Annotated in this window: 20 protein-coding genes and 1 pseudogene; 12 read left to right on the top strand and 9 right to left on the bottom strand. The window is 69.4% G+C overall.

Annotation, left to right across the window (positions count from 1 at the left end):
* Nucleotides 1-44: 44 nt before the first annotated feature.
* The gene (locus AADR41_RS13065) at nucleotides 45-242 is read right to left on the bottom strand and encodes a hypothetical protein (protein ID WP_342281534.1); all 198 of its coding nucleotides are present in this window, start codon (nucleotides 240-242) and stop codon (nucleotides 45-47) included.
* A gap of 246 nt (nucleotides 243-488) precedes the next feature.
* Here AADR41_RS13065 and AADR41_RS13070 point away from each other — a divergent pair, with 246 nt between their 5' ends.
* The 4 genes from AADR41_RS13070 to AADR41_RS13085 are packed head-to-tail and all read left to right on the top strand — an operon-like array spanning nucleotide 489 to nucleotide 4,289.
* Nucleotides 489-959, top strand: a complete 471-nt coding sequence (locus AADR41_RS13070) for a hypothetical protein (RefSeq protein WP_342281535.1) — start codon at nucleotides 489-491, stop codon at nucleotides 957-959.
* 9 nt (nucleotides 960-968) lie between these two features.
* Nucleotides 969-1,901 carry a serine protease gene (locus AADR41_RS13075; protein WP_342281536.1) on the top strand — a complete coding sequence of 311 codons (933 nt, stop codon included), beginning with the start codon at nucleotides 969-971 and terminating at the stop codon, nucleotides 1,899-1,901.
* A gap of 16 nt (nucleotides 1,902-1,917) precedes the next feature.
* Nucleotides 1,918-3,081, top strand: a complete 1,164-nt coding sequence (locus AADR41_RS13080) for a serine/threonine-protein kinase (RefSeq protein ID WP_342281537.1) — start codon at nucleotides 1,918-1,920, stop codon at nucleotides 3,079-3,081.
* Between the two features lie 5 nt (nucleotides 3,082-3,086).
* A complete protein-coding gene (locus AADR41_RS13085; RefSeq protein WP_342281538.1) occupies nucleotides 3,087-4,289 on the top strand; it encodes a hypothetical protein in 1,203 nt (400 codons plus the stop codon).
* A gap of 25 nt (nucleotides 4,290-4,314) precedes the next feature.
* Here AADR41_RS13085 and AADR41_RS13090 read toward each other — a convergent pair.
* From AADR41_RS13090 to AADR41_RS13115, 6 genes and pseudogenes are all read right to left on the bottom strand, one after another.
* A pseudogene (locus tag AADR41_RS13090) lies at nucleotides 4,315-5,401 on the bottom strand (IS630 family transposase).
* A gap of 117 nt (nucleotides 5,402-5,518) precedes the next feature.
* Nucleotides 5,519-5,866: a hypothetical protein gene (locus AADR41_RS13095; protein ID WP_342281539.1), complete on the bottom strand. Its 348-nt coding sequence runs from the start codon at nucleotides 5,864-5,866 to the stop codon at nucleotides 5,519-5,521.
* 49 nt (nucleotides 5,867-5,915) lie between these two features.
* Nucleotides 5,916-6,425 (bottom strand): hypothetical protein, encoded by a 510-nt coding sequence (locus tag AADR41_RS13100; RefSeq protein ID WP_342281540.1) that lies wholly within the window; start codon nucleotides 6,423-6,425, stop codon nucleotides 5,916-5,918.
* A gap of 320 nt (nucleotides 6,426-6,745) precedes the next feature.
* On the bottom strand, nucleotides 6,746-8,422 hold the full coding sequence (locus AADR41_RS13105; protein ID WP_342281541.1) for an FAD-binding dehydrogenase: 1,677 nt from the start codon (nucleotides 8,420-8,422) through the stop codon (nucleotides 6,746-6,748).
* 110 nt (nucleotides 8,423-8,532) lie between these two features.
* Complete coding sequence (locus tag AADR41_RS13110; RefSeq protein ID WP_342281542.1) at nucleotides 8,533-11,028, bottom strand: beta-glucosidase H; 2,496 nt, start codon at nucleotides 11,026-11,028, stop codon at nucleotides 8,533-8,535.
* A 33-nt stretch (nucleotides 11,029-11,061) separates the two neighbouring features.
* Complete coding sequence (locus AADR41_RS13115; protein WP_342281543.1) at nucleotides 11,062-12,843, bottom strand: sulfatase; 1,782 nt, start codon at nucleotides 12,841-12,843, stop codon at nucleotides 11,062-11,064.
* Between the two features lie 177 nt (nucleotides 12,844-13,020).
* On the opposite strand from AADR41_RS13115, the gene AADR41_RS13120 reads away from it, so the two are divergent.
* From AADR41_RS13120 to AADR41_RS13145, 6 genes are all read left to right on the top strand, one after another.
* The gene (locus AADR41_RS13120) at nucleotides 13,021-13,992 is read left to right on the top strand and encodes a formylglycine-generating enzyme family protein (protein ID WP_342281544.1); all 972 of its coding nucleotides are present in this window, start codon (nucleotides 13,021-13,023) and stop codon (nucleotides 13,990-13,992) included.
* A gap of 72 nt (nucleotides 13,993-14,064) precedes the next feature.
* On the top strand, nucleotides 14,065-14,646 hold the full coding sequence (locus AADR41_RS13125; protein ID WP_342281545.1) for a PadR family transcriptional regulator: 582 nt from the start codon (nucleotides 14,065-14,067) through the stop codon (nucleotides 14,644-14,646).
* A 196-nt stretch (nucleotides 14,647-14,842) separates the two neighbouring features.
* The gene (locus tag AADR41_RS13130; protein ID WP_342281546.1) at nucleotides 14,843-16,432 is read left to right on the top strand and encodes a sulfatase family protein; all 1,590 of its coding nucleotides are present in this window, start codon (nucleotides 14,843-14,845) and stop codon (nucleotides 16,430-16,432) included.
* A gap of 53 nt (nucleotides 16,433-16,485) precedes the next feature.
* Nucleotides 16,486-17,832, top strand: coding sequence for an MFS transporter (locus AADR41_RS13135; RefSeq protein WP_342281547.1), 1,347 nt, complete (start codon nucleotides 16,486-16,488; stop codon nucleotides 17,830-17,832).
* Between the two features lie 11 nt (nucleotides 17,833-17,843).
* Entirely contained in the window at nucleotides 17,844-19,277 is a 1,434-nt protein-coding gene (locus tag AADR41_RS13140; protein ID WP_342281548.1) for a sulfatase-like hydrolase/transferase, read from the top strand.
* 973 nt (nucleotides 19,278-20,250) lie between these two features.
* Nucleotides 20,251-22,245 carry a SpoIIE family protein phosphatase gene (locus tag AADR41_RS13145; protein WP_446751026.1) on the top strand — a complete coding sequence of 665 codons (1,995 nt, stop codon included), beginning with the start codon at nucleotides 20,251-20,253 and terminating at the stop codon, nucleotides 22,243-22,245.
* Between the two features lie 899 nt (nucleotides 22,246-23,144).
* On the opposite strand, the gene AADR41_RS13150 is transcribed toward AADR41_RS13145, so the two are convergent.
* Nucleotides 23,145-23,582 (bottom strand): hypothetical protein, encoded by a 438-nt coding sequence (locus AADR41_RS13150; protein WP_342281550.1) that lies wholly within the window; start codon nucleotides 23,580-23,582, stop codon nucleotides 23,145-23,147.
* A 212-nt stretch (nucleotides 23,583-23,794) separates the two neighbouring features.
* Nucleotides 23,795-24,157 carry an ATP/GTP-binding protein gene (locus AADR41_RS13155; protein WP_342281551.1) on the bottom strand — a complete coding sequence of 121 codons (363 nt, stop codon included), beginning with the start codon at nucleotides 24,155-24,157 and terminating at the stop codon, nucleotides 23,795-23,797.
* 604 nt (nucleotides 24,158-24,761) lie between these two features.
* Between AADR41_RS13155 and AADR41_RS13165 the strand changes: the two genes are divergently transcribed.
* Both AADR41_RS13165 and AADR41_RS13170 read left to right on the top strand, forming a co-directional pair.
* Nucleotides 24,762-25,055: a hypothetical protein gene (locus tag AADR41_RS13165; RefSeq protein WP_342281553.1), complete on the top strand. Its 294-nt coding sequence runs from the start codon at nucleotides 24,762-24,764 to the stop codon at nucleotides 25,053-25,055.
* A gap of 274 nt (nucleotides 25,056-25,329) precedes the next feature.
* On the top strand, nucleotides 25,330-26,121 hold the full coding sequence (locus AADR41_RS13170; protein WP_342281554.1) for a DUF2785 domain-containing protein: 792 nt from the start codon (nucleotides 25,330-25,332) through the stop codon (nucleotides 26,119-26,121).
* The last annotated feature ends 380 nt before the right edge of the window (nucleotides 26,122-26,501 follow it).

Raw genomic sequence — 26,501 nt, forward strand, 5'->3', positions numbered from 1 at the left:
GAGGTCTCTTCGCTCTGCTCCAGGTCGCGTCAGCTTGTGAGTGGCTACCCGAACCAGACGATGTCAAGTACGGACAGGTGCCGCTGGCGGCGGTTGAGGAAGTAGACCGAGGCGGCCCGTACGTCCTCGCCTTCCGGATCGTTGGCGTTCCACTGCGGAAAACCCCAAGGAGCGCGGGCTGCGATGTTCAGGAGGTCGCGCAGCTGGCAGACACGGGTGATCTTGGTCGAGAACCCGTCCACCAGGAGCATCGTTGTTGTGCAGGGCCGTCCAACGCGTTGTCACCAGCGCCAGATCGGAAAGGCTCACTGTTCAGCAAGTTGCTGGAATGCCCGGCGCCCCAGCTCTGTTTCGCGCACCATAGTGACGATCAGGCATCAGTGCGCGCCCCAGGGACCAAGGAGGGTCCGGCGGGGTACAGAGGGTAGTCAGGGGTCGTACAGCCGACTGGGAAGTGCTTCGGGCGGCTGCGGTATGTAGGGGGGCATGTGTCTGAAACCGAGAATGCGGCTGTCGAGGCGGGCGCCGGGACGACGGATGCAGCAGCGCCGGGCACGCCGCTTGTCGGGACCGCGCTCGTCGTCGCAGTCACGGTTATTACGCTGTGGCTCGGGCTTCTCGCCTGGTTGGCGTTCAATACCGACGCGAGCGAAGTCGCCTGGTCGCGTCTGCTCGTTGTCCTCGGCTCTGTGGAAGCCGTCGCGTTCGCGGCTATTGGCGCCTTGTTCGGTACGACGGTGCAGAGGCAGCGGGTGGCAGATCTGGCGGCCCGGACCGAGACCGCCGAGTCCCGTGCGAATGCCAACGAGACAGCGGCCCTCAATGGTCACAGACTAGCGGCGGCGGTCCAGGCATCCCGCGCCCCCAGCAGCGGGTCGGACACGGAACAGCTGTCGGCTGAGCGCCGATCCGGCAAGGATCCCCTACTCGAACTGGCCAACCGGCTGTTCCCGGACTGAGGCGTCGCTGTGGACACCATCGGAAGGCTGGTGCGCGACGGTGAGCCCGTTGCGACAGCGGTCGTTCTTACCGCCGACGGACTCGCCGCGACCGCTGCTCATGTCCTTGCGTCTCACCAAGCCGCGCAATGGACCTTCGAGCCGATCGCCACGCCCGGATTCTCGCTCCCCGTCGACTGCTCGCTGTCCTCGAACAGTGCAACCGATGTGGCACTTATCCACGTACGCAAAGCCGATGACTGGAGCCCGATGACGCTCACCTCGCATACGAGCGCCACCCCCGGTGACCCGGTCCACCTACGCGGATTCGCCGCGTCCCGCGACTACGACTCCGGCGTCGGCCACTACGTCGGTACCACAGCGCAAAACGGCCAGGCCTGGGTGAAGGTGAGCTGCCAGCACGCCCAGCCGGGCATGAGCGGCGCACCGGTGCTGCTCACCGGTACGGGCAGCGTCATCGGCATTGTGTCGGCCCGTCTCAACTCAGGGCGCTGGAACCGCGACACCGTGCTGCTCGCCCCGGCCGAGCAACTCGTCGCGCTCGCCCCCGAGCGCCTGCGTCTGGCCGCACCCGTCCGCCGTTTCACCGACGGCACACTTCGGTTGTCGTGGTTGCGCGGCAATTCGATCGAACTCATTCTGGAATCCGATGACTTCACCGTCTCGCTCGGCCGTAACTCACACAACCGTGTGTACCTGCCGGACCACCGTGATAGTCGCTTCCACGGTCATCTCACCCTGATCGGTACCACCTTGACCTACCAGCATCTGGGCTCCCACCCTGCATTCCTGGCAGGCGCCACACGCCAGTTGAAGCTCGCCAAGGGGGACTCCTGCCCGGTCGGGGACAAGGACCGGCTGACCGTCGCGAGCGGAACGATGCTGGTGGAGTTCTCCGCGCCGGATCTGTTCGACCCGAATGCGAACGTGACGCCTGAGTGAAAGGGAGATCGATCAGTTGGACTCCAATACCAACACCGACCTGACGGCCGCCGGACCATACGAGCCACCTCCACCGCCCTCAGGCGCGCCCGCTGCCATCGGTGAGGTGCTGTCCGACCGCTGGGCGGTGGCGGAGATCCGCCGCGGCGGGCAGGCATGGGTCCTCATCGTCGATGACATCGAGCGCGGCGGCCGCCGCGCGATCAAGATCCCGCTGTCCGGCGCACTCGTCGGCGACGGCGAACTCGAGATGTTACTCAGGCTCGAACCGCACCGGCACACCGTCACCACGCTCGGCGTCATCGATGTGCGCGGGCAGCCAGGCATCGTCTTCGACTACGCGCCCTCAACCCTGACCGACCTGATCCGACTGGGGCACGGGCCTTCACTCGCCGAAATCCTGCAGCAGGTGTGCGCCGGCATGGCCCATCTGTCCAAAGTCATTGAGGTGGCCCACCTCGACCTCAAACCGTCAAATGTACTCATCGACGACACCGGTCACGCCAAGGTCGCCGACTTCGGTCTGGCCCAACGGGTGCGTATCCAGGACGGACGCTTCGCGGGCGCGCGGGGCGGCACCTGGGCGTACGCCGCGCCCGAGGTGCTGCGGCGAGAGCCCTGCGACACCCGCGCCGACATCTTCTCCTTCGGCGTGCTCCTCTACGAGGCGTGCACGGGCAAGCTCCCCTACCCCTTCGCCCTGGCACCCGACCCAGTCACCCAGCGGGCGCAACTGCTGGACTACTACGCGTCCCCGGGCCCGAATCATCGTCAGAGCGAGCTCTACTACTGGGGGCAGTCCGAGCTGACCCAGGTACCCGTCACCCCGCCCGGTGAGGGCATCAGCATCCTCTTGTCGAGTTGCCTGCAGCAACACCTGTCAGAGCGTCCGCAGTCGTTCACCATGCTCGCTGAGATGCTTGCCCGAGCGGTCCGGAGACCGCCGGTCGAAGCCCCGGGGACTCCCCTGCCCCAGATCGACCAGCAGCGCAGATCACTCTCGCTGGCCCAAGTGCTGATCCGGCTCGATCGGCTTGACGAGGCCATCAGCCAGCTCAACCGGTTGCTGGCAACGCCCTTGCCCCCGGCTCTCTTCGAGACCGCACGGCAGACGGCAGTGCAGACGCTGACCAGAGCCGGGCGGCATGCCGAAGCAACCGAACTAGCAGATTGGCAGTAACCTCCATGCGGCGATTCGAACTGTCGGAATGGAAACGAAGCCCGCACCTCACGGACCTGCGGCGCACGGTGGCGGGGCTGCTGGCGGAAGGGCGGCACCGTACCGCGCTGGACGAAGTCCTGCGCGGTCTGCGCCGTGACCCGGAAAACCCCGACGGGCTGTTCGTGGCGCTCTCAGTGCTGGCCCAGAGCCGCACGACGCGGCTCGCGTCCCCCGAACCCGTAACCGAAATGCAGCAGTGGAACGCACTGCTGGCGCCGATCACGACGGCGTGCTCGGCCTGCGACGGCCGCTGGTACTCGACGCACACGGTCCTGTTTGCCGACAACGATGTGCACTTCCAGCCGACGAACCCCATCGGCATGCAATGCCAGAAATGCCGGTACACGCTGTGCAGGGACTGTTTGAAGGCGCAGAGGCCGACCTCGCACACAGCCTCCGTTGACGCGCCGGAAGTGGTCGTAGGCTCCTGCACGAACACCAACTGCGACGGCCAGGGACTGTCCGTACCAGTTCTCCCTACCGGTCGCCCCGACGTAACACCAGTGGATCCGGACGCCATCGAAGGCGTAGTCGTTGTACGGGACGGCCCCATCCGTCCGACGACGGACGAAGCCCTCGCTGTGGTGACCAAGTTCCTCCCTCTCATCCCCGATGACGCACCCCTTCTCCACATCCGCAGGGCTGGCCCTGGCACTATGAGCGACGGCTCGACCCGCGATGGACTCGTCCAGTCCCTTCTGCTCGACCTGGAACGCGAAGGTGTGCTGGCCCCCGACGCCTGGGGACGCTCCAGGCGCATGCACATCCTGGCTGGCCCTGCAGGGGACGCTAACTACCTGATCGCCACAGTCCAGAAGAGTGACCAGCGCACATCACCGGCCGCTCCGCACGCCGCCTCCCACCCAGGCACGTACACCTACCTCCTGCAGATCCTCCCCCGAAGAGGAAGCTGGGCCACGCTGCGCGACCCACGAACCGGAGACTTCCACGACGGCACCTTCGCCGCCCTCTCGGCACCGGCCGAATTGCTCCCCGGCATCGCACAGGAAATCATCAAACGCTTCGCGCGTATGGGGCACTCGCGCCGCGTCATGTTCTTCGAGGGAGACCGCACACAGCAGCAGGAGCTCACCACGGACGACGTGTACGGCATCGTCACGGAAGGCAGCGCATCCCTTTCGCCGTACTCCGAGGGGTCAGAATGAGTCATGTGGGAGGGTTCATCAGCTCTTACCGAGGTCTCAACAACACAACCCAGTGACCTGAGTCAGAGATTCGGTGGCGGTAGGCGGCGACCTTTTCGAGGATTTCGTCGGCGGTCTTCGTCCAGACGAAAGACTTAAGTTGCTCGTTCCAGTCGGCGAGCCAGGCCCGGATGTCGCGTTCGAGGGCCTGAACGGAGCGGTGGACGCCTCGCTTGAGCTTCTTCTGTGTGAGCTCGGCGAACCACCGCTCCACCAGGTTCAGCCACGACGCACTCGTGGGCGTGAAGTGCAGGTGGAACCGTGGGTGCGCCAACAGCCACTACTTGATCTCGGGTGTCTTGTGGGTCGCGTAGTTGTCGAGGATCAGATGCACCTGGAGCCCGGCGGGGACCTCCTTGTCGAGCTTGGCCAGGAACTTCTTGAACTCGATGGCCCGGTGGCGGCGGTGCAGGGAACCGATGACCTTGCCGGTGGCGACCTCCAGGGCCGCGAAGAGAGTGGTGGTGCCGGCGCGGACGTAGTCGTGGCTGCGGCGTTCGGGAACGCCGGGCATCATCGGCAGGACCGGCTGGGACCGGTCCAGGGCCTGGATCTGCGACTTCTCGTCCACGCAGAGGACCAGGGCCTTCTCCGGCGGGTCGAGACAGAGGCCGACGACATCGCGGACCTTGTCGATGAAGAACGGGTCTGTCGACAGTTTGAAGGTCTGGGACCGGTGCGGCGCGAGCGCGAACGCCCGCCAGATCCGCGAGACGGTCGACTGTGACATGCCCGTCGCCGCGGCCATCGAGCGGGTCGACCAGTGCGTCGCGTTCTTCGGTGTCTCTTCGAGTGTCTTGACGATCACCCGCTCGACATCGGCGTCAGTGATCTTGCGGGGAACACCAGGACGCGGCCCGTCGCCGAGCCCGTCCGGGCCGTGTTCCAGGAAGCGCCGCCGCCAGGTACGGGACCGTGTCCGGCGCGATCCGCAGCCGGCGCGACACTTCCATGACCGAGTGCCCCTCCGCACACTCCAACACGATCCGCGACTGCTGAGCCAAAGCCTGAGACGTCGCGCGACAACGTAACGAGCCCTTGAGCACGGCCCGCTGGGCATCGGTCACCGACAACGGCGGAAATCTTCGGACCCGGACGACTCATACCAAACCAACAACAAACCTCTGACTCAGGTCACTAGGGATTCCCGAGTTGTTCCGCCGCACGCAGCGCAAGCGAGGCCGCGAGCGTCACCCCGGGATGCGCAGCCAGCACGACGCCCCCGGAGCACTCGCCAGCGGGGCGCAGAGCACGCCGTCGCCCGCCGGAATCGGGCGGACCCCTACGGTCACGTCCCCCAGCACCGGTTCCCGTGGCACGAACAGCTTCCTCACGACGCTCAGGGACGCACGCACCTGCGCCCGCGTCGCCGTCTCCGTCTCGCCCGGGACCACGTCCTCAGCGCCGACGAAGCCATGCCGGGCGGACGGCCGGATCTCGAAAGCCGGCGTGGACACCACGCGGCCCAGGCGTAGTTCCGGCGCAGAGAAGATGAAGCGCGCGGCCGGGACACCGGGCACCCGGATCAAGATGCTCAAGCGACAGATGTTCGGCCGTGCAGGCTTCCAACTGTTGCGGAAGCGGGTACTACTTACCTGAGCCATCCGGCCGAGTTACGGCTGTTTCAAGAGCCGGAGCCGCAGTCTGGTTTCGGTGGAGATAGCCGTCGCTGGGACAGCCGGCATCCGGGTCCCCGGTCGGACACATCGAAGGGTCGTCATCGTCACCGAAGAGATAGACGTCCACCTCGCAGTTGCCGGCGGAGAAGATCAGCGACAAAACGGTGCCGCGTGTGGCCGTCTCGTCAGCGGCGTTGATCTGGTCGGCTGCAGCTGAGGAATAGAAGGCCCAGCGGCCAGACGACAGGGCCGAAGGGTTCGTGCAGTCTGACGCGACGGGCAATTCGTCGAAGTGCTCCGCAGCGAAGGTGTGATCCTCATGGAAGGTCAGGGATGTGCCCGCCTCGTTGGTCCATTGCCCCTCAACCTGATCCGCTGAAACCTCTGCGGCATAAATCGCCGCAGCCCAGCCGCAGGACACCGTCAGCGCCACCACCACCCCTATGAAAGCGATTGAGCGCCACAACTGTCGGCTCACGCCCCCCTCCCCACACCCTCGGGCAGCCGCCCCTCTCACAGCCTCATCGGCCGAACCCCAACTATATTTGAACGCGATCAAAATAACGTAGTGATCCGCCGTCAAGGCAGCAGGCGGAGCGCAAGGGCCCCGGCGAGAGTTGGCCAGGGCGTCATCCCCCAAGGATTACTCAGCGTGTCCTCATCACGGAAGTTGAGCCAGAACCCCAGAAGATGAACGAAGCCAGATCCGCCAAGCCTGGGTCAGGTCCTTGAGACCAAGGATGTCTGCATGATCGGTGAGAGTTCGTGACTCTACGACACCCTGCCGGAGGAGTCGGGTCACGCGGCGCACTGTGCCGCGGCGGCGCGGCCGGCCTGGCGGCCGCTGAAGAGGCAGCCGCCGAGGAAGGTTCCCTCCAGGGCGTTGTAGCCGTGGACTCCGCCGCCGCCGAAGCCGGCGACCTCGCCCGCCGCGTACAAGCCGTCTACAGGGCGACCGTCCGCCCCTAGGGCACGGGAGTCCAGGTCGGTCTGGATGCCTCCGAGGGTCTTGCGGGTGAGGACGTGGAGGCGGACAGCTGTCAGGGGGCCGTGCGCCGGGTCGAGGATGCGGTGGGGCGCGGCGGTGCGGGCGAGGCGGTCGCCCAGGTAGCGGCGCGCGTTGCGGATGCCCTGGACCTGGGAGTCCTTGCTGTAGGTGTTGGCGATCTGCAGATCGCGGGACTCGATCTGGCGGCGGAGGGCGGCGGCGTCGAGCAGGGGCTCGTCGGTGAGCCTGTTCATGCCGGTGACGAGCTCGTCGAGGGTGGTGGCGGTGACGAAGTCCTCGCCGTTTCGTTGGAAGGCGTCGACGGCGGGCGGCGCGCCCTTGCCGAAGAGACGGGCGCGGAGGAACGCGGCGCGGTCCTTGCCGGTGATGTCCGGGTTCTGCTCGGAGCCGGAGAGGGCGAACTCCCTCTCGATGATCTTCTGGGTGAGGATGAACCAGGAGTGGTCGTAGTCGGCGATGTCTGGTGTGGTGCGCAGGTGTCGGAGGGTGGCGAGGGTGTCGTAGCCGGGCAGGCAGGGGTCGGGCAGGCGCCTGCCGAGGGCGTCGAACCACATGGGTGAGGGGCCGGGGAGGACTCGGATGCCGTGTCCGGGCCAGATCGGGTTCCAGTTGGTCAGGCCCTCGGTGTAGTGCCACATCCTGTCGCGGTTGACCAGGCGCGCCCCCGCTGCGGCGCTGATGTCGAGCATCCGGCCGTCGACGTACGCGGGGACGCCGGTGACCATGTGCGAGGGCGGGGTGCCCAGGCGCGCCGGCCAGTGCCTCCGCACGAGCTCGTGATTGGCACCGATACCGCCGGTGGTGAGGATGACGGCCTGCGCTGTAAGTGTGAACTCGCCGGTCTCGGTCTGGGTGGTGGCGGCCCCGCGGGGTGCCGTGTCCTCGGCCAGCACCGCACCTCGTACGCCCTGGACCGCGTCGGAGCCGACGATCAGTTCGTCCACACGGTGGCGGTGGTGGAGGGTGAGCAGGCCGGCGTCGGCCGCCTGCCGTGCCTGGCGCACGAAGGGTTCGACGACGCCCGGGCCGGTGCCCCAGGCGACGTGGAAGCGAGGCACGGAGTTGCCGTGCCCTCCCGCGCGCAGGCCCCCGCGCTCGGCCCAGCCCACGGTCGGCAGGAAGGAGATCCCGTGGCTGGCCAGCCATGCGCGCTTCTCCCCGGCGGCGAACTCCACGTAGGCACGAGCCCAGCGGACGGCCCAGGTGTCCTCGTCGGCAAGCCGGTCGAACCCGGCGCTGCCCTGCCAGTCGTTCCAGGCCAGGCCCAGGGAGTCTCTGACGCCCATGCGGCGCTGCTCCGGCGAGTCGACGAGGAAGAGGCCGCCGAACGACCAGTACGCCTGCCCGCCGAGGTCGGCGGGGCCTTGCTGGTCGACGAGGGCGACGCGCCGGCCGCGCGAGGTCAGTTCGTGGGCGGCGACGAGTCCGGCGAGCCCGGCTCCGACGATGACGACATCGGCGTCCATGTGTCCTGGGTCCTTCTCTTTCCTGTGGCCCCTGGGGGGCGGGCTGGGAGTGCGGGGAGACCGGGCGTCAGGTTTCCGGCCTCCCCGCGGTATGAGGGGCGCGCCGGCGGTCAGCCCGGGATGTGCAGTTCGGCGTCGAGTGTGGGCGACATCGCGTGGCGCGCGACCTGGATCACGTACCGGCCCGGTCGGGTCGTCCAGTTGCGGGTGGCCGTGTCCCAGATCTGGAAGGCTCGCTCGGGCAGAGCGATGTCGGCCTCCACGCTCTCGCCGGGGTCCGCCGTGACGGAGGCGAAGCCGGCCAGCCTACGGTCCGGACCCTTCAGTCCCTCCGGCGCGGAGACATAGACCTGGACGACTTCGCGGCCGGGCCGGGAGCCGGTGTTGCGGACGCGGACTCGGAGCGTGCGGTCGTCGGCGAGGACGAGGTGCTCGTGCTCCCAGGTGGTGTATCCCTGCCCGTAGCCGAACGCGTAGGCCGGCTCGGCCCTGTGCCGCTGCCAGGCGCGGTAGCCGATGGATGTGTCCTCGTCGTAGCGAAGTACCCCGCCCTGCGGCGTGACCTGGCGGACGGGAGCGTCGTTCAGGCGTGCGGGCCAGGTCGTGGGGAGGCGGCCACCCGGTTCTGCGCGGCCGAGGAGGACATCGGCGAGGGCCGCGCCGCCCTGTTCGCCGGGGAACCAGGTCAGCAGTACCGCTGCCACGTCCTCGCGCCAGGGCATCTCGACCGGTGCGCCGGCGTTGACCACGACGAGGGTACGGGGGTTGGCGGCGGCCACGCGGGCGACCAGTTCGTCCTGGCGTCCCGGCAGTCGCAGGGAACTGCGGTCGAAGCCCTCGCTCTCCACGGTCTCGGTGGTGGCCACGACCACGATCGCGGTGTGGGCGGCACGGGCGGCGGCGACCGCCTCTTCGATCAGCCGGTCCTCCTCGCCGGGGGCTTCGCGGTGGGCGAGTCCGAAGGTGACGCCGCGCAACGATCCGTAGCTCATGCGGGGCTCCCGGGCGAGCAGGCTGACCTCGACCGGGTGCCCGGCCCTCATGTCCACCGTGCCGCGCGGCACCGGTCGCCCGGTGACGGCCTCCAGCGGGTCGGCGTCGGCGGGCCGGTGGAGGCCGTCGAAGAGGGTGGCGCCGTCCACGGTGAGCCGGAAGGCGCCGAGGCCGCGGGTGCCGAATGTGTGCGGTCCGTCGGTGCGCGGCGTGAAGGTGCCGAGCAGTTCGACGGAGTCCAGTGCGTCGAAGTCCGCGCCACCGGGGAGTGTTTCGGCCATCCATCGGATTCGTCCGTCGGGCAGCGGGGTGTCGGCGAGCACCTTGCCGTCGGCACCGTGCAGGACGGCGCGCAGGGTGAAGCCGTCGGCAGCGGAGTTCAGGCCCTCGCTGAGGTCGGCGCCCTGGGCCCAGGTGAGCGGGGTGCCGGCGGGCAGGGCGGCGCGCAGTCCGTCCAGGGGGGACACGACGTGGCCGGGGAAGACGGTCGCGGAGCCGCCGCCGAGGATGCGCGCGTGGCGGGCGGCGTGGCCGATGAGGGCGATGCCATCACCGCTGATGGTGTCGTCCGCCGGGTCCAGAGGCAGGATTCCACCCTCGTTGCGGAGCAGCACGAAGGAGCGGGCGGCGGTGTCGCGGGCGACGGCGGCACCGTCCAGCGGGGACGGACGCCGGTCGGCGGGGGCGGCGGGCCCGGCTCCCTTCAGGAGCCCCAGTCGGGCGGCGAGCAGCAGCACGTGCCGAACGGCCTCGTCCATGGCCGTCTCGTCGGCCGTGCCGTTCCGTACGGCGGCGGCCAGCGCCGGTCCGTAGACGGTGTGCGGTCCGGGCATGGCGACGTCCAGGCCGCCTTCGATCGCCCGGACGGTGTCGCGGGCGGCGAGCCAGTCGGAGACGACCACCCCGTCGAAGCCCCATTCCTCACGCAGTACGCCGATCTGGAGGGCGCGGTGCTCGGTCATGGTGCTGCCGTTGACGGAGTTGTACGCGGACATCAGCAGCCAGGGCCGGGCGGTCGCGATGATCTCCTCGAAGGGGGCCAGGTACAGCTCGCGCAGCGTCTGCTCGCCCACGTGGTTGTCGACGGTGAAGCGCTCGGTCTCGGCGTCGTTGGCGACGAAGTGCTTGAGGGTTGCGGCGACGCCGCTCTCCTGGAGACCGGTGACGTATCCGGCGCCGATCCGTGCGGTGAGCAGCGGGTCTTCGGAGTACGCCTCGAAGTGGCGCCCGCTCAGGGGCGAGCGGTGCAGGTTGATCGTCGGGGCGAGCAGGACGTGTACGCCCTTGCGGTGGGCCTCCTGGGCCAGTACCCGGCCCACGGTCCGCGCCAGTGCGGGATCCCAGGACGCGGCGAGCGCGGTCGGGCTGGGCAGGGTCAGGGACGGGTCGTCCGGTGACCAGCCGGAGCCTCGTACGCCGACCGGTCCGTCGGACATGACCAGTGAGGCGAGCCCGATCTCCGGCAGCGCCGGAAGCGACCAAAGGTCCTGGCCGGACAGCAGCCGGGCCTTGGCGTCCGGGTCGAGGCGGGCGATGGCCGCCTCGACCAGGCGGTGGTAGTCGGGAGCGTCCGCGTAGGTGTCGGCTGCTCCACTGCCGGCAGGGGATGCCATGGTGATGAACTCCCAGTGAGGTGACAGAACGTCTCAAGAACGCGGGCCGGCGGCGGCCAGCTCGCCGGCGACGGTGTGCAGCAGATCGTTCGGCAGCATGCCGATGGCGACGGCCGCGATCTGCAGGAGGGACAGGTCGGCAGCGGCGTGCACGAACGGGCTGTCGAGCAGTGTGGCGAAGTGCCGGCGCAGGACGGCTTCGGCCTCGGGGTGGGACAGCAGCTCGCGCAGTGGTGCGTGGACGCTGAACGGGCCGTCGGGGAAGTTCTCGGCGCGGGGCGGCGGCTCGCAGGCGGCCTCGGCCTGCGGTCGCTGGGTGCGGACCAGCAGGTGCTCGGCGGTCACAGGGCCGGCGGGGGGCAGCCCGAGCCGTTCGTACTGTCCGGGTGGGGCGTCGGCCAGCCGCAGTTGCTCGGTCAGCAGGCCCGCCATGCGCAGTTCGAGGTCGTCGTCGACGAGCGGGTGTTGCTGGCCCGGGTCCGTTTCGAGGTCGAAGAGGAGGGTGCCGAAGGCGTACGGATTGGACATGGTGTGGCCGGGCACCTTGAGCAGCGGCACCTCCTTGGTGAACGAGAACGGCGCCACCAGCGCGGCGTCCTTGAGTTCGGCGGGGCTGAACAGGCCGCGCATGTGCGTGGGCATCACGGTGTGCTCGTGCAGGGGTTGGTTGGACCGGTCGGCGCAGGCCCGCATGTAGACGTACCGGCCGTCGGTCACGCTCACATGGCCGCCGAACGCGCCGAAGAGGCCTGCCTCGCGCACCGGGGTGTCGTCGGCGACCGTCTGCCGCAACGGGCGGCCCTGCATGTCCGGGGTCGGCTCGACGCCGAAGTACTCCAGGAGCGTGGGGCCGAGGTCGATGGTCTGCACGAGCGACGAGCGCCGCTCGCCCTGGATACGGCTGCGGGGATCCCAGACGAAGAGCGGGGTGTGGATGGTCTCGTCGTACCAGGGCTGGACGTTCTTGCCCCACCATCCGTGCTCGCCGAGCAGTAGCCCGTGGTCGGTGCAGACAATCAGCATCGTGTCGTCCCACAGGGCGAGTTCGTCCATGGCGTCGAGCACGCGCCCCAGGGAGGCGTCGCACATGGTGAGCAGCGCCGTGTACTCGTGGCGTGCGTGGGCGATCTCGTCGTCCGACTCGGTGGTGCGCTGGTAGTCGGGCCAGTCGAAGTGCGGGCCGGAATAGGCGTGTGGGTAGTGCTGCTTGTGGCGGGCGTAGCTGAAGAAGGGCTCGTGCGGGTCGAAGGTCTCGATCTGCAGGAACCAGCCGTCCTCGGAGCGGTTGGTGCGGAGGAACTCCAGGCCGGCGTCGAAGGTGCGGGTCTGCGGGTGGTCCGCCTCGTCGGCCAGGTACTGCCGGTTGATCCAGTCCTGGCGCCAGGTCTCGCCGCGCCGGGCACGCCGGGCCTGCGGGATCTCGGGGTCGGCGACATGGCCCTTCCACGCGTCGCCCTCCTGGCCGCGGAAGAACTCGAAGGTGCGGTAGCGGCCGTGGTAGGTGGCGCCGCCGTCCTCCCAGTAGTGCTGGTGGTCGGTGACCAGGTGGGTGTACGTGCCGTGCTCGGTGAGCAGTTGCGGCATGGAGTCGTCGAACGGTTCCAGGGGGCCCCAGCCGCGGTGAAGGAAGTTGTGGCGGCCGGTGTGCAGCTCTCGGCGCGCCGGCATGCAGGGCATCGAGCCCGCGTAACAGGTGTCGAAGGTAGCCGTCCGCTCCGCAAGGCGGGTGAAGTTCGGAGCGTGTGTACCTTCCGCGCCGTAGGGCGGGAGGAAGCGGCGGTTGAGCGTGTCGAACATGACCATGATGGCCTTCATGGGGGCCCCTCGTGCTCGGTCTGTCGGTGGAGACCTATGTACGTTAGAACATAAGAATGGGATTGCAACAGTCTTCGGTAGAGGATCTGGAATCCGTTCGTCCGACCCGAGGCAGGACTGTCGATGCCTGCCGCACCGACGACATCCGACGACATCCGAAGAGAAGGAGCCGCCACCATGACCGACCCCACCACGCCTCCGCGCTGCTGCATGCCCGCGGCTGCCCGGTCTGCCCGGGCCCCCGGCGGGCACCCCGTCCCTGCCCCGCGCGCGAGCGCGCCCGGGGCAGGGACGGAGGGAATGGTGCTGCTGCCCGGCGGCGAGTTCCTGATGGGCGCCGAGGACGCCGAGGGCTTCCCGGACGACGGGGAGGGCCCGGTGCGCGCGGTCCGGCTCGACCCGTTCCGCATCGACGCCTGCGCGGTGACCAACGAGCGGTTCGCGGCGTTCGCCGCCGACACCGGCTACCGCACCGACGCCGAGCGCCTGGGCTGGTCGTACGTGTTCGCCGGATTCCTGCCCGCGGCGCTTCGGCGGGACGCCCCCAGGCCGGAGCGGACTCCCTGGTGGTGCGGCGTCGCCGGCGCCGCCTGGGACCGGCCCGAAGGACCCGGCAGCACGGTCGCCGACCGGGGCGACCACCCGGTGGTCCACGTGTCCTGGAACGATGCCGCCGCCTACGCGCGCTGGGCGGGCAGGCGGCTGCCGACCGAGGCCGAATGGGAGTACGCGGCGCGTGGAGGAACGGAGCAGAAGCGCTATCCCTGGGGCGACGAGCTGGATCCGCAGGGCACGTACCGCTGCAACATCTGGCGCGGCACCTTCCCGTCGAGGAACAGCGCCGCCGACGGCTACCGGGGCACCGCCCCCGTCGACGCCTTCGAGCCGAACGGCTTCGGTCTGTTCAACATGTCGGGCAACGTGTGGGAGTGGTGCGCCGACTGGTGGACCACCGACCACGGCGCACGAGCCGGGCGCCCGCTGGTGAGCCCCCGGGGCCCCGCGACCGGCGCCGACAAGGTCATCCGCGGCGGTTCCCACATGTGCCACCGCTCCTACTGCAACCGCTACCGCGTAGCCGCCCGCACCGCCAACAGCCCGGACAGCTCCAGCGGTCACGCGGGTTTCCGTTGCGTTGCGGCCGCGTGAAGACTCTTGACACCATCCGGCTGACCGGGTGAGTCTGAGCCCCATCAGTTCTCAGGAACATAGGTACCCTGCATGCACCTCGACTACGTGATTCTGGGAGCGCTGGCCTTGCGCCGGCTCTCCGGCTACGACCTGCGGGGGTGGATGGACCGGTCGGGCCGTTACCTCGGCTACGGCGTCCAGCTCCCGCAGATCTACCGCCGGCTGTCGAAGCTGGTGGAGCGCGGCTGGGTCGACTTCGAGGTCGATCCGCGCGAAGGACGCCCTGACGCGAAGGTCTACCGCCTCACCGAGGAAGGGCGCGCCGCGCTCGTGGAGTGGGCCCGCTCACCGTTCGAACCGTCGCCGCGGCCCATGGACCCCGACTTCAAGCTGCGGTTCATCTTCGGCGGCCAGCTCGGTCCGGAGATCGCGCTCGACATCGTACGGACCGAGCTGGAGTACCGGCTCCAGCACGACGTCACAGCCGCCACGCCTCCGTTCCCCGCGGAGTACGAGGCACAGATCCCCGAACTCGACCCAATCTGGGCGCGTGAGGTCCACGTCATGGCCCATGAGCACGGCTACGCCTTCAGCGCCTCCTACATCGCCTGGCTCCAGCTCACCAAGGCCCGCCTGGAGCGGGCCGTCGAAGGACGCCCGGACGCCGGGTGACCGTACCCGTCCTCCGGCGCCGAGTGACCGCACCCGGTCCTGGACACCGAGCGATCCCATCAGGTCGCCGGTGCCGCCACTGCCGGGTGAACGCCCCCTCCGTTGCCCCCAGTCGCGGGCTCCCTTCGGTGAGCCCGCGGTCGGCCGTACCCGAAAACGCCCGCGCTCCCCCTGCACGTCCACCTGGAGTCCCGCCATGCGCATCATCTACGTCGACGTGGACACACTCCGCGCCGACCACACCACCCCGTACGGCTATCACCGCCCCACCACCCCGAACCTGCAAACGCTGGCCGACAGGTCCGTCGTCTTCGAGCGCTACTACTGCTCCGACTCACCCTGCCTGCCCTCCCGCACCGCCCTGACGAGCGGCCAGTTCGGCATCACCAACGGCGTCGTCGGCCACTTCGGGCCCGCCGCCCAGTTCCGCCTCGACGCCGGGCACGGCCCCGAACCCGACCGGCCGCTGCTGGGCCAGCGGCTCGGCTGGGGCGGCTACTACACCGCAGCCGTCTCCGTCTTCGCCGAACGCCACCGCGCCTACTTCTTCCACGGCAACTTCCGCGAGTCGATCCGCGCGACCGACCGGTTCGGCGACGAGGAGGCCCCGGACGTCAACCGTGCCGCGATCGACTGGATCCGCCGCCACGCCGACGAAGACGACTGGTACCTCCACCTCACCTACTGGGACCCGCACACCGACTACACCCAGCCCGCCGAGTGGACCGAACGGATGGCCGCCTCGGGACCTGTGCAGGAGTGGCCCGACGAGGAGACCATCGCCCGTCACGGAGCCGAGATCTACGGCCCTCGCAGCGCCCTCGACCTGCACTACTCGCTACGCGGGCCGACCGGTTCGCCCGTCCCGCACAACATGCCCGACGCGATCCGCTCCCGCGCGGACTTCGAGCACCTGATCAACGGCTACGACGGAGCGGTCGCCTACTGGGACCACCATTTCGGCCGGCTCCTCGCCGCCCTGGAGGAACTGGGCATCGCCGAGGACACCGCCGTCATCGTCAGCGCCGACCACGGCGAGTCCTTCGGCGAGCAGGGCTCGTACGCGGAACACGGCCTCGCCAACGAGCCCACCCACCGGCTGCCGCTGGTCGTGTACTGGCCGGGCGTCACCGACCGGCTGCCCGACGCCGCTCGCCGCAACGACGCCCTCCTCTACAACATCGACCTCGCGCCCACCCTCTGCGACCTGCTCGGTATGGACATACCGGCGGGGTGGCAGGGCGAGTCGTTCGCGGCGGCCGTCCACGGCGAGACCATCGAGTCCCGCGACCACCTCGTCCTGGGCCACGGCGCCCACACCTACCAGCGCGCGGTCCGCACCCGTGACCACCTCTACATCCGCACCTACCACCCCGGCGCGTTCCGCGCCGAGTGGGAACAGCTCTTCCACGTCACGGAGGACCCCTATCTGACACAGGACCTGATGGCTCAGGAGCCGGACCTTGCGGCGCGGATGCGGGCACACCTCGCCGAGTGGTGGCACGCCCATGCCGGCCGCCCCGGCGCCCTGCCCGACCCCATGCAGGCCACCCTTCAGACCGGTCCGACCTACTACACCGACCCCGCCCGCTACGCCCGCCATCTGCGCGACACCGGGCGCGAGCACCTCGCCGAGGACCTCGAAGCCCGCCTCACGACCCTGAACGTGCCCGTCTCCTGGCACGCCCCGGACCGCCCCCGGACCGCCGAACTCCTCCAACGGTGGGCGCAGCTGCTGCAGACCCGCGACCAGACCCACGTGCAGAACGCCGACCACGCCGGCTGACCCCTCCACCCGGAATCCCGGCCCTCGCCCGGCACCGACAAAGGAGTCGCATGATGCCGACCGAAGCAGACTCGCTCTCTCCTTCCCCCGCCATCCCGGCCGGAACAGACCGCCCGGCCCCCGGCAGCTGGCGCCAAGTCTCCTTGCTCGGCGGCCTGTTGAGCGTGGACAACGGTGAATCGAGCGTCGTCTCGGTGCTGTTCCCCGCCCTGCGGACCGCCCTCGGCCTGCCCCTGGCCGCGCTCGGCGCCCTCACCTCCGTCAGCAAGCTCGTCGCCGTCTTCCTCGGACCCATATGGGTCTTGGTGGCCCAGCGATACTCCCGTAAGACGGTCCTCGCCGTGTGCAGCGGACTGTGGGGCGTCTGGACCATGGCATGTGGACTCGCCCAGAACTACATCCAGCTGCTGATCCTCTTCACCATCGCCGCAGCCGGTGTCGCGGGCGGCGGCCCGCTGGCCAACGGCCTGCTCGCCGACCTCTTCGACGACGGCACACGCGGCCGGGCCTCCGCCTTCCTCTACGCCATGGCGGCGATCGGCGTGGGCGTGTCCGGTCCGCTGCTCGGCCAGCTCGCGGACACCGAGGACGGCTGGCGCTACGGCTTCTTCGCCGCAGGCGCCCTGCAGGTCGTCGCAGGCATCCTGGTCCTGCTCTTCCTGCGAGACCCGGGCGTCGGCGCCGCCGAACCCCAGCTCGGCGCCGGAGCTCGCCCATCAGTGCGCGAGCGCGACCTGACCTGGGCGCGGGTGCGGGAACTGATACGCAACCGCACGCTGCTCGTCATCTGCGGCCAGCGCCTGTTCACCGGCCAGTTCGTGCTGCTGGCCTTCGGCGTGACGTTCCTGGTGGAGGAGAGGGGTCTCAGTAACGCCGCCGCCTCCACCATCACCCTCCCGGTCGCCGTCGCGTACATCGTGGGAACCCTGCTCGGCGGCGTCGTCACCGACCGGCTGCACCGACGCAACCCGCGCACCGGACGCATCCGGGTGATGCAGTGCGTGCTCTTCGCGTATGTCGCCATGGCGGCAGTCACCACCCAGATCGCATGGTCGTCACATGCCGTCTACTTCCTTCTGTTCGCGCTGGTCGCCGCTGTGCAGAGCGCCCTGCCCGGCATCAACAGACCACTGATGATGGCAGCCGTCCTGCCGGAGCTGCGCAGCGCCGCCTTCGCGCTGATGCTCTCGGTCGAGGCCGCCGGCTGGGCCGTCACCACCCTCTGCGTGGGCTTCGTCGGTGACGCCTTCGGCCTCCGGACCGCCTTCCTCTGGTTCGTCGTCGTGCTGACATCGATCGGCGCCCTTCTGATCACCCTGCTCTACCGCACGTACCCGCGCGACGCCGCCACGGTCCAGGCGGAACTCGACCGCCGGTCGGCCACGGCCGCGACCCTGTGAAAGGCCCCACCATGACCTCACGCCCCAATTTCGTCGTCTTCATGCCCGACCAGCTGCGTGCCGACGCCATCGAGCACGTAGACACCCCGCACATCGACGCGCTCGCTGCCCGCGGCACCCGCTTCACCAACGCCTTCGTCCAGCACCCGGTGTGCTCGCCCAGCCGCGCATCGATCCTCACCGGCTGGTACCCGCACACCGCCGGTCACCGGTCCCTGACCAACCTCCTCAAGGAACACGAGCCGAACCTGCTCCGGCTCCTCAAAGAGGCCGGCTATCACGTCACCTGGGCGGGCGCCCGGGGCGACACCTTCGCGCCCGGCGTCACCGAGCAGAGCGTCCACGAATACGGCTTCTCCACGCTGCCGACCGCCGGATACAAGGGGGACTACCCGGACGGCGTCTGGTCCCGGCTGTTCTACCGGGGCCAGGTGCCCGACGACGGCCGGATCGACCCGGACGAGGCCGCCGTACGCACCGCCGAGCAGTGGCTCGCCCACCCTCCCGAGAACCCCTGGGTGCTCTTCGTGCCACTGGTGGCCCCGCACTGCCCGTTCCAGGTCGAAGAGCCCTGGTTCTCCCGGTTCGACCGGGCAGCGGTACCCGACCCCGCTGCCCCCGGCGACCCCTCCGGCGAACCCCGCTTCATGCAGGCGATCCGCGACCGCTACGGCCTCGGCGAGGTCACCCAGGAACAGTGGCGCGAGGTGGTGGCCACGTACTACGGCATGATCGCCCGCCTCGACGACCAGCTCGGCCGGGTGACGCGGGCGGTCGAGGCGGCGGGCGCGGCCGACGACACCGTGACCCTCTTCTTCGCCGACCACGGCGAATACCTCGGCGACTACGGCCTGATCGAGAAGTGGCCCTCCGCGATGCACGACTGCATCACCCGCGACCCACTGATCATCAGCGGCCTGGGATTCACCGGCGGCCAGGTCAGCGACGCGATGGTGGAGATGATCGACGTTCTGCCGACCGTCCTGGAACTGGCCGGAATCGAGGCCCCGCACCGCCACTTCGGCCGCAGCCTCACCCCTCTGCTGCACGACCCGGACGCCGCGCACCGCACGTATGCCTTCACCGAAGGCGGCTTCACGACGGAGGAGGAGCCGCAGATGGAACGCCCCGGCTTCCCCTACGACCTGAAGGGAGCCCTCCAGCACGAACAGCCCGAACTGGTCGGCAAGGCGGTCGCGGTGCGGGACAGGGACTGGACGTACGTATGGCGGCTCTACGAGCAGCCCGAGCTGTACGACCGCACGAAAGACCCGCGCGAGCAGACCAACCTCGCGGGCGACCCCGCCCACGCGGACATCGAGCGGCGCCTGCACGACGCCGTCCTCCGATGGCTGGTGGAAACCACCGACGTCATCCCCACAACCCCCGACCCCCGCCTCCCACAGGTGGCCCTGCCGGCACCAGGCACGGCCCAGCCCCACTGATCCACCCCGGGCGATCCGGAAGCCCGGCAGCGCCATGTCGTCGGACGAACACGAGTGAGCCATGGTCGAGCATCTGGCAGGCGATGCTGCGCGGGGTCACCGACTTGCCGCCACCCGTGCTGGCGTTGACCAGGATGTGCGGGAACTCCGCGTCGAGGTCGACGGTGACGATTCGCCCGGCGGAGCCGATCCCGATGACGGGCGCGAGCGGGAGTTCGGGGCCACTGGTGCCCGGCGGCGGCTGCTCACGCAGCCGAGCCGCCACGGACTGCGCACCCGGCTGCACGACGTCGAGGCCCTGGGCAGCTACCGGCTACCAGCAGGTAGCTGGGTTGACGCGAAAGGTCGCGGAGATACTGGAGGAGCCCCGGTCGGCTGCTGCGTGACGTCCCAAGCGCCGGGGCGGCTTGCCCCTCGTACCCGTCGACGGACGCCTCGCCGCGCGGCCGCGAGGAAGCAGCGAAAGCCGGCCGCCGAGCCGGTCGGACGGCGCCGGGGTCGACTGGCCCGGCCACTACGCGTTGTCACGCCTCTGCTCATGCACCGGTCCGGCCGACCACGCGCCGACTGAACCTGCTGGTGGGCCCGTTTTACCGAAGGGCGGGGCCGGTCGGGTGCGCGCGACGCCGTACGTCGGCAGCGACCACGACAGGCGTTGCGCGTATTGTCTATATATGCGTAATTCTCAGTGTGCCTGGTGAGACATGCCATCGCCAGCACCGGCAGGTGGGCAGCCAGGACCGGTGTCGGCCTCGGCATCAGAGCTGAAACGGCCCGGAATCCCTACGGGCGCATGAGGGGCCCCGGTCCGGTGCCGCTGAGGGATGGTGAGAACGTGCGAGAGGTTGCGTTCACCCCCGCAGCGGGTTCGGGCCTGGGGTTGCTGGACCCCGCCCTGGTCCGGGTCGTGCATGAGACCGGTGCGTCTGTGGGCGTGGTGTACCTGCTCCCGTCGGGCGACACCGTACTGCGCATGGCCGTGCTGACGGGGATCCCGCCGCAGATCGTCGCACCGTGGGCAGAGGTGAGGCTGGCGGCACCGGTCCCAGTGGCCGAGGCCGTACGCGAGCGACGCGTGGTGTGGGTCGGGAGCCGTGAAGAGATGGCCCGCCGCTACCCGAGGCCCGCGCTCGTGCTGCCGTACCACTTTGCGGTGGCCGCAGCCCCGATCACCACGGGCGATACCGATCGGGGCGGGCTGGTGCTGCTCTGGCCCGGTTCGCATCCGCCGCAGCTGTCCGAGCACGAGCGTGTTGCGATCGATGTCTTCTGCCGCCACACCGGGCTTCTCCTGCGGCGGGCCGCCGACAGTGGCCGCCCGGTGCTGCCCGAAGCGGAGCCGCGAGTACTGTCGGCGTACCGCTCCTACACGCCCTCTCCGGGTGAGGCAATGGCCGCAGCCAACTTTGCCGAGCGCCTGCCGGGGGGCTGTTTGGCGCTGGATCCGGAAGGCCGGATCTCCTTCATCACCACTGCTGTTGCAGAACTGGTCGGAGCGGACATCCCCGACCTGCTGGGCGCGCTCCCCTGGGAGGCGCTGCCGTGGCTGGACGACCCGGCCTTCGAGGACTGTTACCGGTCCGCGGTGGTCAGCCGCCAAACCACGTCCTTCACCGCCCGGCGCCCACCGGATCACTGGTTGTCCTTCCAGCTCCATCCGGATGCCTCCGGCATCAGTATCCGTATCACTCCGGCCCCCACGGCCCGTGCCGAGAACACACCGGAGGCGCAGCGTGCCGCGTCGCCGGTCACGCCGAACCGAGCAAGGTATTTCTACTACTTGCTGCACCTGGCCGCGACGCTCACCGAAGCCGTCGGTGTGCAGGACGTGGTTGACCGGGTCCCCCGCCAGATCATGCCCGCTTTCGGTATCCAGGCCCTCGCCCTGATGACCGCGGAGGAAGACCGCCTGCGGATCATCGGCCATCGCGGCTACCGCACCGAACTCATGGACCGCTTCGACGCCGCCCCCCTGACCTCACACACCCCCGCCGCGCGCGTGCTGGCCACCAGCGTTCCTGCCTTCTACGCCACCTTCGCGGATCTCCAGCGCGCCTATCCCCCCGCCGTCCTCCAGGACGACATGGCTGCCTGGGCATTCCTGCCCCTCATCGCCTCCGGCCGCACCGTCGGCTCGATGGTGCTCGCCTACGACCGGCCCCACCCCTTCACCACAGAAGAGCGCGCCATCCTCACCTCGATCGCCGGCCTGGTCGCCCAAGCCCTGGAACGCGCCCGCCTCTACGACACCCAATACCAACTCGCCCACAGCCTGCAGGCCGCCCTGCTGCCTCACGCCCTGCCTTTGATCCCCGGCCTGGAACTGGCCGCCCGCTATCTCCCGACCACCCACGGCGTGGACATCGGCGGCGACTTCTACGACCTCATCCGTCTCGACGAAACGAACGCAGCCGCCGCCATCGGCGACGTACAGGGTCACAACGTCAATGCCGCCGCCCTCATGGGACAGGTCAGAACCGCAGTCCACGCCACCGCGGGTGCATCCCCCGGCGAAGTCCTCGCCCGCACCAACCGCCTGCTCATCGACCTGGACCCGGGCCTGTTCACCAGCTGCGTCTACATCCACCTCGACCTGGCACACCACAGTGCCCGCCTGGCCACCGCCGGCCACCCTCCACCGCTCCTGCGTCACCCCGACGGACACACCGAAGTCCTCGACCTGCCACCCGGCCTCGTGCTCGGCATCGACCCGTCCGCCGACTACACGACCAGCGAAATCGCCTTGCCGCCCGGCACCGTGCTTGCTCTCTATACCGACGGACTCGTCGAAACCCCCGGGGTGGACATCGAGGATGCCATAGCCGACCTCGCCGAGCATCTCGCACAGGCCCCGGGCGCAACGGCGGAGACCCTCGCCGACATTCTCGTCCAACACGCCACGCAGTGCGCACCCCGCAATGACGACATCGCCCTGCTCGTCATCAACGTGCAACAGGCCGGCAACTAGCACAAAGAGCTTCCAGCTCCACACCCGCCGGCCGATCAGGTGCGCCACTCATTGCGGGGACAAGGGGTGTTCACCAGGCCACCGGAAGCTTGAGCGAGCTGCGGTTGGTAGTTCCCAGGTGCCACTGGACGGCGGACACCGGAACCGTCAGACGCAGGTCGGCGCAGCCGCCCGCTCACCGGGGCTTGTCGATTACGGAGCATCTCGCTCTCGTGCAGCCCCTGCTGCCCGGATTTTATCGGCGGCAGCAGGAGGTACTACAGCTTCTGGACCGGGAGTTTCCGCCAGACGACTGATCTCGCGAGCGTGTGGAGCGGCGAACCGACCTCAGGCGCGATCACCGCGTGTGGTCGCCGGGAGCGTATCGGCTCCAGGTTCCTCCGGCTTCGGTGACCAGGCGGGTGGCTGTCTTGTCGTGGTGACCGAGGGCCTTCGCGACGACGGGAGCCGGGGCTTGGAAGACGAGCTGTCGGATTGCAGAGGTCCTGCCGCGCTGCGGCGGGACGCCGATCTCGCGCAAGTGCACTTGAAGGCTGACCGGGTTCATCGGCTGTCCGGGCCGGCGTCCGGGGAAGAGCCGCTGTGAGCTCCTGCTGCTGGCATGGGGCAGATGCTGGCAGGACTGGGCGTAGGCCCGCATCAGGTTGGCAACAGGCTCTGGAAGTGGGGCGGGTGGGTCTCCCAGCCGGACGGTGACCGTGGTCCCGTCGTCGATGACGTCGTTGGCAGTGAGGCGGACGATGTGCCTGCGCGGCGGCCGGGATCGTGGCCCAGGGCAGCGTGTTGGTCCCTGGCCTGCGGTGGTCGGGGCCGTGGTCGGCCTACGTCGGCCCGTGGTCGGGCCCGACCACGGACCCGACCATGGGCCGTCCAGCCCACACCCGGCCAATGGCTTCGGGTCAGGTCCGCTTGCGGCTCGCGATCTCATCAGAGAGCTGCTGCACATGGGCGGGGTCCGCGTCCCGGGCAAGGGCGACGTAGTGGTCCATGACGGCCGGCCGGTAGCGCACGGGCAACGTCTGTCCTGGGGCGAGTCGGGTGAGCTCGGTGATCGTGAGGTCTTCGTCTGCGATACCGCGGAACAAGATGCCGTCGGCGGTCTCCACATCGAACATCAGGACCACGCGTGGACTGCTGTTGACCTCCCGCCAGTCGACGAGAACGCCGAGCGCAAGCGCCCCCGTACGCAGTTCCGCATTGCGCTTCCGTGCATCACCGCTCAGGAGCGGGTTCGGGGCGACGCCCGGGAAGCCGGGCCCGACGCCGAGCGATTCCCGGCTCAGGTCGGGCCTGAGCTGCGCCATCAGATCGTTGAGCTTCTTCTTCGAACCGAACATCCTGGCCCCTCCCTCACACCGGTGCCGGAATCTCGGCCCGGCGCTTCGCCCTCACCGCGATTTTACGTCGCGGCCACTCCCTTCTGGCCCGGGCATCCCGTCGGTTTCGGGAACATCCCTCGATCAACGACCACTGGGCATCCGAGAGCAACTCAAAACGCGACACGGGACCAGAGCTCCAGCCAGAACGCTCAACCTTTGTCAGACACGCCCTAGTTGATGACCTGGACCTCGCCCACCACGGCGGTGAACGTGGTCTGGCGGGTCTCGGTGAACGTGCCGCCGTCACTGGGGGCGGGAGCGGTCCACATAACGGTCCAGGTCGCGGTGGCGGTGCCCTGGTAGCGGTCGTCCGGGCGGCCGGCCGAGGTGCGCTCGTAGCGGTGGCCGCAGTCCGGGGATAGGACCTTGCCCTTGTCGGCGGTGTACGGGGTGCCGGGGCCGTGGCAGGTGACGGTGGTGCCGTCGCCCATGTCCCACCGGATCGACGCGACTTTTGCCGTGGCGGTGACGGTGACGCCGCCCGCCGTAGCCTTCGCGGTCGCGGGCCCGTACGACGACATCGAGGTGGTCACCCACATCCACATCGGCATCCCGACCACGTACCGCCCCGCAGCCCGGGGGCTCGCCACCGCCGGACCGGCCAGACGCAGCCGCTTGACCGCCTGCTGGGCGAGCGCCGTTTGGAGGCCATCGGCGTCACCCCGCTTCCCGTCATCGTGCTCCCGGAGGCCCCGGCTGAGCCGGGCATGCCCGGCGGGCCGTCCGCAGCGCCTGTGAGCGCCTTCGAGAAGGGCGTTGCGGCCCCTGGGTGCAGAAACAAGGCCCGGGAAGGGCACCTGCGGGTTCCCAGGGCCCACGTAGAGGCGTTGCCGGACGGGTCGGAGGTGAAGCTTGGGGTGTTCCTGTCCAACACCAAGACCAGGCGCGCCAAGCTCAGCACGGACAAGCTCGCCGCGCTGGCCGGCCTCGGGCTGGAGTGGGCGGCGTGAGCGAGCCCGAGATCGTGGCGGAACTCCGGCCGCTGCGCGGCAGTGACGGCCAGGTCTGCTTCCGGGCTCCGGAGGTCGCTGCTCTGCTGCGGAGCGTCGCGGCCTCCTGGGACGACTCCGCGGCCGGCGGCGATCCGGCATGGGCGCCGTCCGGAGGTGGCACGACGCTGCTCGACGCGGGGGCACCGTGGGCACCCTCGCCGATGTCTTGCTCGTCCAGGCCGACGAGATCGACCTTCAGTCCATCGCCCTGACCAGCAACGGAGTTGTCCCGGCGGCGTCTGTGCCGAAGCCGTCCAGCCCGGTGGAGACAGCTGAGGCGGAGAAGGCCGCCCTGCTGCTGTCCGACCCTGGGGTGCAGAAGGCGCGGGCCCGGGTGGAGGGGGCGGAGACGGAGCTCGGCATGGAGCTGTGTGCCCGTCTCCAGCCGTTCCAGGACCGCTATGACCAGGCCGCGGCGGAGGGCAACGCCCGAGAGTGACGTCATCCGCCACGACCGCCGACGCGGGCTTGGCGCACGGTCTGACATGGATGTTCGAAGCGCCGCGTGACCAGTGGTCTGGCTTCGGCCGGTCACGGATCTGCGGCGATCACGTGCTGGACCGAGCCGCTGCGCATCACCCTGTCCGGCTTCGGCGGCAGGGTGATACAGACGCCAGAACTTCTCAGTCCGGTAAGGCAGTTGACGGGTTGAGATGGATACCTGGACATAATTCGCAGGTGCGTGGCCACGGCAAGGACCTATTCTGCCCGCCATGACCGACTGGAAGAGCGTCGAGGCCGCCGACTGTGCCGTGCCCGCTGACCGGACCATGGACGAGCTCGTCCGCGAGCTGTCCCGTGCCCTGGCAGATCCCGATCCACTGGTCCGGGACGGCGCGCCCTACACCGTCCTCGCGACCTGGATCGCCCGCGGGACGATCGGGACGTCCCGGCGGCTGGAGCTGGGGGACGAGATGGCCACCCGGTTCACCGACCCGCGGGTCGAGGCGCGCACCTTCGCGCCTCTCGTGCTCGACATGCTGGTGGCCGCGGGGGACCTCAAGGCCGGCTGGGTGGACGCGTTCGAGCACTGGTACCCGGCGGAGCAGGATCTGCGCGGCCACGACGAAACGCTCGGCTGGCTTCACGCGGTGGCACACGGCGCGGACCTGCTTGCCGGCTTCGGTTGCCACCCCGAGGTGGCGCCGGTGCGGATGCTGGACCTCGCCGCCGCGCGGCTGACGGCGCCCACCGACCACGTCTACGACCAGATGGAGGACGACCGCCTGGCTCGGGCGATCGCCCGGGTCCTCACCCGCACCGACCTGAGCGAGCGCGACGCCGTTGGCTGGCTGGATCCGATCGCCGACCGCTTCGGGGCCGACCGCATCAGCACCCCGGTGCCCGCTCACATCAGCAACTGCCTGCGCACCCTGCGCCTGCTCTACGTCCTCGCCGACCGGGGCGTGCGCCCCACCAGCGAACTGCCCGCGGAACCCCTCCACCGCCGCGACGCGGTCAAGTCCGGCATCGCCACCGTCCTCGACCGGATCGTCAGACGCTGACCGACGGCACCCGGTTCTGCGTCACCAATCAGGCACCCCGCTGGCTCTTCCCCAGCCGGCCCGCCCCTACCACCTTTCCGCGCTCATGGGCGGGATCGATGTCCCGGTCGCAGCCGCCCGCAGTGCCGTCATCCGACTGCAGCTCCCCGAACTGCCTGCCCCGTCGTCGCGAACGCTCTCGGCTACCACGACGGGGGCACCAACCGCCTCGTCAAGGAGACCGGCGGGACGCGGAGCCGTACGCCGCTGACGATCACACAAGGTCACCAGTCGGTTGGACTTCTCGGAGAACTGGCGACAGTTGAATACGCGACCTCGCCAGTAAACCGCGGCCGGAACACTCCGGGGCCGGAAGATGGCGTGAGCCCCGCGCTCGTCCT

Source organism: Streptomyces sp. CLV115, from assembly GCF_038448545.1.
Classification (GTDB): Bacteria; Actinomycetota; Actinomycetes; order Streptomycetales; family Streptomycetaceae; genus Streptomyces; species Streptomyces sanglieri.